General features: G+C 42.1%; 14 protein-coding genes (1 of these 14 only partly in view). 11 read left to right on the forward strand and 3 right to left on the reverse strand.

From position 1 onward, the window contains the following. Positions 1-23 precede the first annotated feature (23 nt). From mutY to LG330_RS06625, 6 genes are all read left to right on the forward strand, one after another. Positions 24-1,118 (forward strand): A/G-specific adenine glycosylase, encoded by a 1,095-nt coding sequence (mutY, locus tag LG330_RS06600; protein ID WP_404408432.1) that lies wholly within the window; start codon positions 24-26, stop codon positions 1,116-1,118. Positions 1,119-1,133: 15 nt separating this feature from the next. After that, positions 1,134-1,880, forward strand: coding sequence for an enoyl-[acyl-carrier-protein] reductase FabL (gene fabL / locus LG330_RS06605; protein ID WP_404408433.1), 747 nt, complete (start codon positions 1,134-1,136; stop codon positions 1,878-1,880). A 58-nt stretch (positions 1,881-1,938) separates the two neighbouring features. Then, positions 1,939-2,100: a gamma-type small acid-soluble spore protein gene (locus LG330_RS06610; RefSeq protein WP_404408435.1), complete on the forward strand. Its 162-nt coding sequence runs from the start codon at positions 1,939-1,941 to the stop codon at positions 2,098-2,100. Positions 2,101-2,240: 140 nt separating this feature from the next. Beyond that, on the forward strand, positions 2,241-2,477 hold the full coding sequence (locus LG330_RS06615; RefSeq protein WP_404408436.1) for a YgaB family protein: 237 nt from the start codon (positions 2,241-2,243) through the stop codon (positions 2,475-2,477). Positions 2,478-2,609: 132 nt separating this feature from the next. Continuing rightward, complete coding sequence (locus LG330_RS06620) at positions 2,610-3,155, forward strand: DUF402 domain-containing protein (protein WP_404408438.1); 546 nt, start codon at positions 2,610-2,612, stop codon at positions 3,153-3,155. Positions 3,156-3,498: 343 nt separating this feature from the next. After that, positions 3,499-5,244 carry an ABC transporter ATP-binding protein gene (locus LG330_RS06625; RefSeq protein WP_404408440.1) on the forward strand — a complete coding sequence of 582 codons (1,746 nt, stop codon included), beginning with the start codon at positions 3,499-3,501 and terminating at the stop codon, positions 5,242-5,244. A 38-nt stretch (positions 5,245-5,282) separates the two neighbouring features. On the opposite strand, the gene LG330_RS06630 is transcribed toward LG330_RS06625, so the two are convergent. After that, positions 5,283-6,365: an aromatic acid exporter family protein gene (locus LG330_RS06630; protein WP_404408442.1), complete on the reverse strand. Its 1,083-nt coding sequence runs from the start codon at positions 6,363-6,365 to the stop codon at positions 5,283-5,285. Between the two features lie 168 nt (positions 6,366-6,533). Then, positions 6,534-7,820: a glutamate-1-semialdehyde 2,1-aminomutase gene (locus tag LG330_RS06635; RefSeq protein WP_404408444.1), complete on the reverse strand. Its 1,287-nt coding sequence runs from the start codon at positions 7,818-7,820 to the stop codon at positions 6,534-6,536. A 79-nt stretch (positions 7,821-7,899) separates the two neighbouring features. On the opposite strand from LG330_RS06635, the gene LG330_RS06640 reads away from it, so the two are divergent. The 4 genes from LG330_RS06640 (at position 7,900) to perR (ending at position 11,297) form a co-directional block, all read left to right on the forward strand. Continuing rightward, positions 7,900-8,304, forward strand: coding sequence for an ion channel (locus tag LG330_RS06640; RefSeq protein ID WP_404408446.1), 405 nt, complete (start codon positions 7,900-7,902; stop codon positions 8,302-8,304). A gap of 47 nt (positions 8,305-8,351) precedes the next feature. After that, positions 8,352-8,825: a thioredoxin-dependent thiol peroxidase gene (gene bcp / locus LG330_RS06645; protein WP_404408448.1), complete on the forward strand. Its 474-nt coding sequence runs from the start codon at positions 8,352-8,354 to the stop codon at positions 8,823-8,825. Positions 8,826-9,071: 246 nt separating this feature from the next. Then, on the forward strand, positions 9,072-10,613 hold the full coding sequence (locus tag LG330_RS06650; RefSeq protein WP_404408450.1) for an AbgT family transporter: 1,542 nt from the start codon (positions 9,072-9,074) through the stop codon (positions 10,611-10,613). Positions 10,614-10,850: 237 nt separating this feature from the next. After that, a complete protein-coding gene (gene perR, locus LG330_RS06655; RefSeq protein ID WP_404408452.1) occupies positions 10,851-11,297 on the forward strand; it encodes a peroxide-responsive transcriptional repressor PerR in 447 nt (148 codons plus the stop codon). 38 nt (positions 11,298-11,335) lie between these two features. Here perR and LG330_RS06660 read toward each other — a convergent pair whose 3' ends face one another. Next, a complete protein-coding gene (locus tag LG330_RS06660; protein WP_404408454.1) occupies positions 11,336-11,701 on the reverse strand; it encodes a YgzB family protein in 366 nt (121 codons plus the stop codon). A 153-nt stretch (positions 11,702-11,854) separates the two neighbouring features. Between LG330_RS06660 and LG330_RS06665 the strand changes: the two genes are divergently transcribed. Further along, positions 11,855-12,353, forward strand: partial view of a nucleotidyltransferase-like protein gene (locus LG330_RS06665; RefSeq protein ID WP_404408455.1) — the 5' portion only. Its footprint extends 362 nt past the window's final position; the window shows 499 of its 861 coding nt (coding positions 1-499); its start codon is at positions 11,855-11,857; the stop codon falls past the right edge of the window.

The following is a 12,353-nucleotide window of genomic DNA, read 5'->3' on the forward strand; positions in this document are numbered from 1 at the left end:
GCTAACATAAAGGATGGATATTTATGAACGAAGAACTAGAAAAGCGAATAAAGAAGGTAAGTGCCAAAAAATTTGGTGAGGATCTGGTTGGCTGGTTTGAGCAGGAAATGAGAGATCTGCCCTGGAGAGAAAATCAGGATCCTTACAGAGTGTGGGTGTCTGAAATTATGCTTCAGCAGACAAGGGTGGACACAGTTATCCCTTACTATAACCGTTTTATGGAACAGTTCCCGACAGTTGAAGCATTGGCGAATGCCCCCGAAGATCAGGTGTTAAAAGCATGGGAAGGCCTTGGCTATTATTCACGTGCAAGAAACCTTCAGGCAGCTGTGAGAGAAGTTCATGACACTTATAATGGAATTGTACCGGATAATCCTAAAGAAATTTCTGCGTTAAAAGGAGTAGGTCCTTATACAGCAGGTGCAATCTTAAGCATCGCATATGGTAAACCAGAGCCGGCAGTTGATGGCAACGTGATGAGAGTCATGTCCCGGATTTTATCGATCTCGGATGATATTGCAAAGCCTGCATCAAGAAAGATCTTTGAAACGGCAGTCAGAGAGCTGATTTATAAAGAAAACCCGTCATATTTTAACCAGGCACTAATGGAACTCGGCGCAATTGTCTGCACACCGACTTCACCGTCATGTTTCCTATGTCCTGTTCAGTCACATTGCACCGCATTTGAAGAGGGTACACAGCAGGAGCTTCCTGTAAAAAGTAAAAAGAAAGCTGCAAAAACGGTTGAACTGCTGACAGTTATCGCAGAAAATAATAAGGGTGAGGTGCTCGTCACACAAAGACCGGAGCAGGGACTGCTTGCAAACATGTGGGAATTCCCGAGCTTTGAAAAAGACGGATCTGACATCAGCGGGCAAATGGCAGAGCTTTTATTATCTGATTATGATGTTGAAGCTTTCATTACAGATGAAGAATGGATGGTTCAGAATCATATCTTTACACACCTGATCTGGAAAATGCAGGTTGGAAGAGCAATGGTAAATCAACCAGCTAAACTCCCTGAACAGACGAGATGGGTATCAAAAGACGAAATTGAAATGCTTGCAATGCCTGTTTCACACAGGAAGATTGCAAACCGGTGGAAAGAGTTAACGTAAAAAGGAGACTTTAACATGACAAACAAAGTAGCTTTAGTAACAGGAAGCAGCAGAGGTGTAGGGAAAGCAGCAGCAATTGCATTGGCTGAAAAAGGGTATGATATTGTCATCAACTATGCAAGAAGCAAAAAAGCAGCGCAGGAAACAGCAGCCCAGATTGAAGAATTGGGCCGTAAAGTACTGATTGTACGCGCAAATGTTGGAGATAATGAAAAGATTAAATATATGTTTGAGCAGGTAAAAGAACATTTTGGCAGACTGGATGTTTTTATTAATAACGCAGCTTCAGGCGTTCTTCGTCCTGCGATGGAACTTGAAGAGTCTCACTGGAACTGGACTATGAATATTAACAGTAAAGCACTGCTATTCTGCGCGCAGGAAGCAGTGAAACTGATGCCTGAAGAAGGTGGAAGAATCGTCAGCATTTCATCACTCGGTTCAATCCGCTATCTTGATAACTACACAACAGTAGGTGTATCAAAAGCAGCGCTGGAAGCATTAACGCGCTATCTGGCTGTAGAGCTTGCGCCGAGAAAGATCGTTGTCAATGCGGTATCAGGCGGCGCGATCGATACAGAAGCTTTGACACATTTCCCTAATCGTGAGGAACTGCTTGAAGATGCCAGAAGCAAAACACCGGCAGGCAGAATGGTTGAGATTGATGATCTTGTAAAGACCATTCTTTTCCTAGTATCAGACGATTCATCCATGATCTGCGGGCAGACAATTATTGTAGATGGCGGCCGGTCACTTCTTGTGTAATTCATGAATAAGATCTCCCTCTCCGGACCATATTAAGTTTCACGGAGGTGAGATCTCAATGAAAAAACAGCCAAACAAAACACAAGCCGGCACAAACGTTGAAAAAGTAAAGCAGCAAAATGCAGGTGCATTTGCTGAAGAGTTCGCTTCAGAAACTAATGCTGCTGAAGTAAAACAGCAGAACAAGCAATCTCAAGCTAATAAAGGAAATCAAAATTAATGAACAAACGCTAACATTTGTCGAAAAAGCCGCCTCAGGGCGGTTTTTTTGTCGTTAATTTTCCGGGCAGGCGACAAAAGCAGTCAAAGGGAATTCAGAAGAAAAGTTGAATTTCTTCTTATCGGGAGGGATTTTAACTTATGAATGCATTTAAAGAAAAGGTTTATCAGCAGATGGAAACCGCAGAGGAGCTGCTTCACCTCTACGCAGAACTGGAAAAGAAGAAGAAGATGAGAGACTTTTTAATAAAGATGGAAATTCATGATTCTGCAGAACAGCTCAGCGTTCAGCTGCATGAATTGGATCGCAAGCTTAAACACGTACAGGAAATGTTTGACCAGCAGATGACTGAAGTCATTAACACGCCATCAGAATAGAACTTTTAAGCGGCTGCCCGTCTGGGTGGCTCTTTTTTTATGAAAAGGTTATAATAGTGAAATACATACATGAGCGGACCTGAATGTTATCAGGAAAATGTAAATTTCTCATTCAAAGGCAGGAGATGGAGGATGACGCTACCAGTAGAAGGGCAGAGTATACAAATACACAGCTACAAACATGATGGGCTCATTCACCGGGTCTGGCAGGAAACGACTGTCCTTAAAGGAACAAGAAATATTGTCATCGGCGGCAATGACCGTACAATTGTCACTGAGTCTGACGGCCGTACATGGCTGACAAGAGAGCCTGCGATCTGTTACTTTCATGCAGAGCATTGGTTTAACATCATTTGTATGCTCCGGGACGATGGAGTTTATTACTACTGCAATTTAAGCTCACCTTTTGTATATGAAGATAGGGCAGTGAAATATATCGATTATGATCTTGATATTAAAGTATATCCTGATATGTCTTACACACTTCTTGATGAGGATGAGTATGAAGAGCACAGGAAGCTGATGGGGTATCCGCCGGTAATCGACAGAATTCTTCAGCGCAATGTTGATAAGCTGATTCGCTGGATTAAGCAAAGAAGAGGTCCGTTTGCACCGGATTTTATCGATGTCTGGTACAGCCGATACCAATTTCAAAAAAGATACCGCTTAAAAGAATGAACACGACCATTCCTGTTGGCCAGTTTCAACAGGTTTTTTTATGTTTTTATCCATATGAATGTGTCTCTTAATTAAAACTAGAGAAATTTACTTTTGGTGATTTTACTAATATTTATTAAAGTTAACTGAATGATTTTAAAGACATAGTTTTAAAAATCCATCTACTTTTATGCACAGCTGATGATTGAAGCGTAAGGGGGCGACTCCTGCGGCGGAAAGGGACAGGTGAGACCATACGGCGAAGCCGGAGGGGCTCACCGCCCGGCCGCGGAAAGCGTCCCCCTGAAGCGGAAATCACCAGCCAATTTTAATAAGGACCAAATAAATAAGGAGGGGAATCCAAATGGACAGTATAAAAAGATATATGAAATTCGTCGCACCATATAAATGGCAAATTATCTTTACGCTGATTATTGGTGTCATCAAGTTTGCCATTCCCCTGTTAATACCGGTACTGATTCAATATGTCATTGATGATATCGTGAACGGGGATATGAGTACAGATGAAAAGATGAACCAGCTCTACTGGATTATAGGCGGGGCAATGATCCTGTTTGTTGTGATGAGACCCCCGGTTGAATATTACAGACAATATTTTGCGCAGTGGACAAGTAATAAAATTTTATTTGATATTAGAGATCAGCTGTTTTCCCACCTGCAGAAGCTGAGCTTTAAATATTATGCCAATACGAGGGCAGGGGAAGTTATTTCCCGGGTAATTAATGACGTTGAACAGACGAAGAACTTTGTTATGACCGGGCTGATGAATCTGTGGCTGGATGTGGCAACAATTCTGATCGCAGTGGCTATAATGTTGAGCTACGATGTAAAGCTGACATTGGTCTCATTGATTGTTTTCCCGCTCTATGCATTTTCAGTTCAGTATTTCTTTGGCAGACTGCGTTCATTAACACGCTATCGTTCCCAGGCTCTTGCCGAGGTACAGGGATATCTGCATGAACGGGTTCAGGGCATGAGCGTCATTAAGAGTTTTGCAGTAGAGCCGCATGAACAGAAACAGTTTGACCAGCGTAATGGGAATTTTTTGGATAAAGCAATTGATCAGACGAAGTGGAACGCCAAAGCATTCGCTGTTGTGAATACAATTACTGACATTGCGCCGCTGATTGTCATTGGTTATGCAGGTTACAGTGTAATCAATGGTGATCTGACACTGGGTGTCATGGTTGCATTTATCGCTTACGTTGAGCGTTTATACAATCCGCTCAGAAGACTGGTGAACAGCTCAACTACGCTCGTCCAGTCGATTGCATCGATGGACCGGGTATTTGAACTTGTTGATGAAAAGTACGATGTTGATGACAAGCCTGGTGCAAAAGAAGTGACGAATGTAAGAGGAGAAGTCTTTTTTGACCATGTATCCTTTACGTATGATGAAAAAGAAGAAGATGTACTAAAAGATGTTCACCTTCATGTGCGTGCTGGTGAAACAGTTGCTTTTGTCGGAATGAGTGGAGGCGGTAAGTCTACCATTGTCAGTCTGATCCCGCGTTTTTATGATGTAACAAAAGGTAGAGTACTGCTAGATGGCACAGATATCCGTGATGTTCAGGCACGCAGCCTGAGGAACCAGATCGGGATGGTCCTGCAGGATAATATTCTATTCAGTGAATCTGTTTTGATGAATATTAAAATGGGGAAGCCTGAAGCGTCTGAGGAAGAAGTAATCGCGGCTGCCAAAGCGGCTAACGCGCATCATTTTATTATGGAACTTCCTGAGGGGTATAACACAAAGGTAGGAGAGAGGGGCGTTAAGCTCTCAGGAGGTCAGAAGCAGCGGGTCGCGATTGCGAGGGTATTCCTGAAAAATCCACCGATTCTGATTATGGATGAGGCTACTTCAGCACTCGATCTTGAAAGTGAACAGCTGATTCAGGATTCAATCGAAAAGCTGGCGAAGGACCGTACGACTTTTATTGTGGCACACAGATTATCCACGATTACGCATGCTGACCGTATTATTTTAATTAATCACGGAAAGATTGCAGAAAGCGGATCACATCACCAGCTGATGGAGAAAAAGGGTCTTTACTTCAACCTGTTTCAGGTACAGCAGCTCGGTGAATAATAAAAAATGCGATTGGGAGACTTCCCAATCGCATTTTTCTATATATCGCGTTCCTGTAATTTCACTTCCTGATCTTCCTGATGATAGCATTGCATAGATGCAATCAGTGTATCAAGATGGGACAGGTGCTCTTCGTATTCAAGCATTGCAGACAGGACATGCAGCAGATGGTATCCGCTATTTTCCTCTTCATCCCGTGCCTGATTAACTTCCTTCATAAAGATATCCGTTAATTCCTTATGATTCATACACGTATGATTGATCTGCTCATTATCAATGGCAGGCTTAATTTTACCGGCAAATCTCATCAGCAGCTGTTCATGATAGCTCATCAGACAGTCAAGCTGCTCCTGAATAATCAGCTGCAGTGATTCCGGTACATGATGAATATCGTTTTCAAAACGGTGAAGACGCTTCAGTATTTCAAAGCTTCTTCTTTCGGTTGAAATCATCTGGCGGTAAACGACCAGCTTTCTTGTTTTCGCAACGGAGTTCTTTTTAATAATCCCGCGCTCTTCTTTATATAAAAGGTAAATCTGATCAATTTTCATTAACCGTTCTTTAAACTTTTCAATATCCTTTTTAAGCAGCTGGTGCTCAGTCGCATGACGTGTACTCAGTCTGATCCATTTAATCATATCATCAGTTGTTGTAGAGATATGATGGAACAGTCTGTTTTCATACTTCGGCGGTAAAAAGATAAGATTAACAATGAATGATGACAATACGCCAAGTATGATTGCTGCAAATCTCAGTAATGCGAACGTGATGAAATCTTCATTCTGCACTTCCATAATCGCAATCAGTGTAACAAGCGCCAGACCAATGGTTGATTCAATGCGTAACTTCAAAATGATTGTAATTGCAATAACAGCGGCAAATCCGATGACAACAACGTCATTGCCGAACAATAATACAAAAACAATCGCTACCACTGCACCGATGACATTTGCCTGAATGTGTTCAAGAATTGAGACAAATGAACGGTAGATGGTTGGCTGAACGACAAACGCTGCTGCAATTCCTGCAAAGATCGGAGTCGGCAGATTCAGCTGTTCAGCTAAAAAGAGAGCAAGGACAATTGCAATTCCCGTTTTTAACACGCGGGCTCCAAGCTTCATGTATAAAATAAGTCCTTTCTTAACGTAACTCACGTTTATTATTGCGCTAGGCAATAGTAGTAATATACATTGGATTAGTGCTTACTGCAAGAGAATTAAACAAGAATATGGCATAGAAAAAAAGGAGGCGTTTTCAACGGGAAATCGCCTCCTTCAGATATGTCAGCCTTATAATTTTGAAAATGCAGCATCCACTGCTTCAAGTGTTTGACGGATATCTTCTTCAGTATGCTCAGTGGTCAGGAACCATGCCTCATATTTGGATGGTGCAAGATTAATTCCCTGCTCAAGCATCAGCTTGAAGAAACGGGCGAAAATTTCGCCATCCGTTGCTTCAGCCTGTTCGTAATTTACAACCTTCTCATCAGTAAAGTAAATTGTCAGTGCACCTTTCAGGCGATTAATGGTGATCGTTACATCATGCTTTTTGGCTGACGTCAGGATACCTTCTTCAAGAATCCGGCCGAGTCGGTCCATCTCTTCATACACACCAGGATGCCTCAGCACTTCAAGACATGCAATTCCGGCCTGAATCGAAGCAGGGTTACCTGCCATCGTTCCTGCCTGATATGCAGGGCCAAGCGGAGCGATCTGTTCCATAATGTCCACGCGGCCTCCATAAGCACCGATTGGCAGTCCGCCTCCAATGATTTTACCCATTGCTGTAAGGTCAGGCTTAATATCAAGCAGATCCTGCGCACCACCATACATAAAGCGGAATGCAGTAATCACTTCATCATAAATCACCAGCGCTCCTGCTTTATGCGTCAGCTCATTCACCTGCTGTAAGAACCCTTCCATAGGTTCAACAATACCGAAATTCCCCACAATCGGTTCCACGAGGACGCCTGCGATCTCATCTCCCCATCGTTCAAGCGCTTCTTTAAACGGACCGATTTCATTAAACGGGACCGTAATCACTTCACTGGCAATATTTTTTGTCACACCTGCAGAATCAGGGGTGCCGAGTGTAGCAGGGCCTGAGCCGGCAGCAACAAGTACAAGGTCAGAGTGTCCGTGATAGCACCCTGCAAATTTAATGATTTTATCTCTACCTGTATAAGCTCGTGCCACACGGATTGTTGTCATTACTGCTTCTGTGCCTGAGTTAACAAACCGGACTTTTTCCATTGCCGGCATGGCTTCTTTCAACATTTTTGCAAAAGTGACTTCATGCTTTGTCGGTGTGCCGTACAGCACACCTGTTTCAGCAGCATGTGTAATGGCTTTTGTAATGTGCGGGTGGGCATGACCGGTAATAATCGGTCCATAGGCTGCAAGGTAGTCAATATATTTATTGCCATCAACATCCCAGAAATATGCACCTTTTCCTCTTTCCATTGCAACGGGCGATCCGCCGCCTACTGCTTTATAAGATCTCGACGGACTATTCACCCCGCCGACAATATGTTCGAGCGCTTCACTATGTAATGCTTCAGAATTCGTATGTTTCATTTTAGTTCCTCCTGTCATTGACTCTTCCGTATTGTAATATGATCAAATTAGATCTGCAAACGAAAGGAGTGGCTGGATCATGGGGTGGATGCTGGTGATTGCAACAACTTGTACCATGATATTCTCAGTAAAATCTTTATTAAAGCTCCCGTGGGAAGGTTATATCTTTTCGCTGAGAAACTTCATTTATTTAAGCTTAACATATACTGTCTTATTAATTGGTTTTGCGATTATATATACCGTCATGCTGATTGAAGGGATAAAAGCGGTGGAACCGGTAGAAACCCATTCATTTTTAGAACTGTTCATGGCGATGTTTTACTTCAGTGCGATGATGCTCTTTTCAGTTGGAAATGGCGAGATGATTCCGGAAGGGGCCGGCCGTGCGGTGGCTGTAGCCGCAGCCTTTATCGGACAGGTCCTGCCTGTAACGGTTATCTGGACGCTGATTGCGAAGGCTGACAGCCAAATTTTTGATAAATAAAGGTCAGTTGGTTATGCTGTAGTTATGAAAATCGAGGAGGTAATGTCATGACTGCAGAAAAAGGTCAGAAAGCACCTGATTTTAAGTTGAAAACACAGGATGGATCTGAAGTATCACTATCTGATTTTAAAGGAAAGAAGCAGGTCGTCCTTTATTTTTATCCGAAAGATATGACACCGGGATGCACCACGCAGGCTTGTGATTTCAGAGATCACCATGAATCATTTGAGGAACTGGATGCTGTCATTTTAGGTATCAGCCCGGACCCTGAGGAAAAACACAAACAGTTTGCTGACAAGCATGACCTGCCATTCACATTGCTTGTGGATGAAGACCATAAAGTCGCTGAAGACTACGGCGTATGGCAGCTGAAAAAAACATTCGGTAAAGAATACATGGGCATCGTGCGTTCAACATTTGCAATTGACAAGGACGGCACGATTTTAAATGAATGGCGCGGTGTGAGAGTAAAAGGGCATGTGGAAGAAACGCTTAAGTATTTGAGAGATCATACTGAATAAGATTTAGGAGAAAATAAAACGATATGAATTGGAAATAAAATAACGTTTATTGATAGCAGAGTGAAACGATTGCCGGGCTGAGACAAGATAACGTCTCAGCCTCATTTTTTTAATCATGTGAATATTGTTTTTATTATGGATATTCCTATAAGGGTTTAAAATCCTGCAAGCAATCTTTATAATGACTTTACCTGTCGTCAGGTAAATTTTTAGAAAATTGATTCTTGTGAAAAAGTGGGGGATTTGATGGACGCTACAAAAAAGCGAGGTTTTTTTACCAAAGGGCTTGATGGAATCGAGCGCGTTGGTAACAAGCTTCCTCATCCAGTAACGCTGTTCTTTCTTTTTGCAGCGATGGTCGTATTAGCTTCAGCACTTGGTTCAGCACTTGGCTGGTCAGTTGAAAATGCTGAAGGGGAAGAAATTGCAGTTTTTAATCTATTAAGCTCTGAAGGTATTCTGTATATGTTTGAGTCAGCTGTCACAAACTTTACAGGGTTTGCACCACTCGGAACTGTACTTGTGACAATGCTTGGTATCGGTATTGCTGAACGTTCAGGACTGATCTCAGCAGCACTGAAGGCACTTGTAACATCAGTACCTAAACAGCTGTTAACAGCAGCGCTTGTATTCGGTGGTATTATGTCATCGATGGCATCTGATGCAGGTTACGTTGTACTTACACCGCTTGGAGCGGTATTATTCGCAGGTCTTGGCCGTCATCCACTGGCTGGTCTTGCAGCTGCATTCGCCGGTGTATCAGCAGGTTTCTCTGCAAACCTTCTCGTTACATCACTTGATCCGCTTTTAGGTGATCTGACAATTGCAGCAGCAGCTACAGTTGATGCAGGTTACGCTGAGGGTATGAACATATTGATGAACTACTACTTTATGATTGCTTCAGTTGTCCTGCTGACAATTGCAGGTACGTTTGTAACTGAAAAAATCGTAGAACCACGTCTTGGAACATATAAAGGATCTTATGCAGGTGAAGAAGGCGAAGATATGACGACAGTTCGCCCTGAAGAGAAAAAAGGTCTTTGGGCTGCACTTATCTCAATCATCGTAACGTCAGCACTAATTGCATTACTTGTTGTTCCATCATGGGGCCCGCTGCGTGCAGGACTTCCAAATGATGATATCCTGAATGCACCGTTCTTCCAGACGCTTGTACCAATTTTATTCATCTTCTTCCTGATCCCGGGGCTAGTATTTGGTCTTGTAACCAAGAAGATTAAGAGTGATAATGACGTTGCCGAGCAGATGGGTGACACAATGGCGACAATGGGAATGTACATTGTACTTGCCTTTGCAGCCGGACAGTTCGTTGCTTACTTTAACACAAGTAATCTCGGCCAGATCTTTGCTTATAACGCAGCAGGCTGGTTAAGTAATGCTGGTCTGGATGGAATGCTACTGGTGTTGGCATTCATGTTCGTAGTAGGTGTGATTAACCTCTTTATCGGTTCATCATCTGCAAAATGGGCATTCATGGCACCGGTATTCGTTCCGATTATGATGCAGCTTGGATATGCGCCTGAACTCACTCAGGTACTTTACCGTATTGCAGATTCAACAACAAACATCATTTCTCCGCTGATGCCATATTTCGCAATTGTGATCGCATTTGCACAGAAGTATGACAAAAAGGTTGGAATCGGTACACTGATTGCAACAATGATTCCTTACACGATTGTGTTCTCGATCGTATGGGTACTAATGCTACTTGTATTTATGTACACTGGTATCGATCTTGGACCAGGTGCAAATGTATTCTATGATAACTAATTAATCAAAAAGGACTCCTTATACGGGGGTCCTTTCCTAATATTTAAAATCACAGTTTTTTAAGTCAATATGTATGTTTACGCAGCTGGTGATTGGAGTGGAAAGCGTCCCCCTGACGCAGAAATCGACAGCCGCATTCAATAAAGACAAACGGATAGATATTTGACAAATATATTAAATGACAGTTACACTATTTATAAAGATTATAAAGAAAGATTTTATATAGAAAGAAGGTGCATGGCGGTGTCAGAAGTGCAATTGAGAGATGCATTAGATTCACTAAAAGGGACTGGAGTACGTATTACTCCTCAGCGTCATGCGATTTTGGAGTATCTGGTAGGCGCTATGTCACACCCCACAGCTGATGAAATTTATAAAGCACTAGAAGGCAAGTTTCCAAACATGAGTGTGGCGACCGTTTATAACAATCTGCGCGTATTTCGTGAAGTAGGACTTGTTAAAGAGCTTACTTACGGGGATTCTTCAAGTCGTTTCGATTTTATTACTACTGATCATTATCACGCGATTTGTGAAGAATGCGGAAAAATTGTAGATTTCCATTATCCGGGCCTGGATGAAGTTGAACATTTAGCTTCTCACGTAACAGGTTTTAAAGTAAGTAACCACCGCATGGAAGTATATGGTACATGTAAAGATTGCGAAGCAAAATCTGCTGCGCATTAAAAAAAGCAGTTCCTTTTTAAAAGGAGCTGCTTTTTTAATTAGTTTTGAGTTGATTCTTTCTTCTTTTTATTATAATCCTCATTGAACTCTTTACCCTCAAGGTCCGGATCAAGTGTAAGCGGTTCGCGGCAGTACATGCACATGTCCACACGGCCGAGTACCTTCGTCTGTTTCTCACAGTTTGGACAGGTAACGACCACTGCTCTAGTAGAGAGCATGCCGATCCAGAAATAGACGATCATACTGAATAAAATGGATAACATACCGAGTGCAATAAAAATCAGCATGATAATCGGATTGTCTCTAAAGAAAATTCCGCCATACATAATGATGACTCCGATAAAAACAAGCGCAAGCGCAAATGAACGGATTTTGTTAATTTTATTTGAATAAGCTTTTGCCATAATTGTCCCTCCTGAACTTTTACTATATCATAGAAACCTGATAACAAAATAATGAAATCGTGACGGATTATTTAAGAAATCAAATGAAGGAAATCAAAAGCTTTTGTCGAATAGATGTAGGTGAGCAACTTAATAGCGAAGGAGCCATTACATATGGAAGATATTCTACGGCCAATCTACCAGGAACGGGCCAGCCAGACCAACACTTTAGGTATTGTCATTATGGAAAAACGAGATAAAAAAAGTCCAATTACAGATACATTTAATACTATTTTACTGATTATTGTAAAAGAAGCAGATCATCCAATCTTTATTAAACATTACACCTACGAAGATAAAAAGGCTGCGATGCATGTCGTAACTGAAGCTCGTCTGAGAGAATGGCTGCTGCTCGGATCAAACCGGAAAGTAGTGGACTGGCTTTTAAATGGCAGAGCTGTATTTGACCGCAATGAATTTATTGATCAGCTGCGTCAGGAATTAAAAGACTTTCCTTTCTATGGCCGAAAAATCAAAATGGGAATTGAATATGCGAAGTTAATTAGAAGATATATGGATGGAAAAGCCTTCTTTGAATCCAGACACTTTCTTGATGCTTACAATCACGTAGTCCACTCACTCCATCATTTAGCAAGGCTCGCTGTAATCGAAA

The sequence above is a fragment of the Jeotgalibacillus malaysiensis genome (assembly GCF_044789845.1).
GTDB lineage: Bacteria > Bacillota > Bacilli > Bacillales > Jeotgalibacillaceae > Jeotgalibacillus > Jeotgalibacillus malaysiensis_A.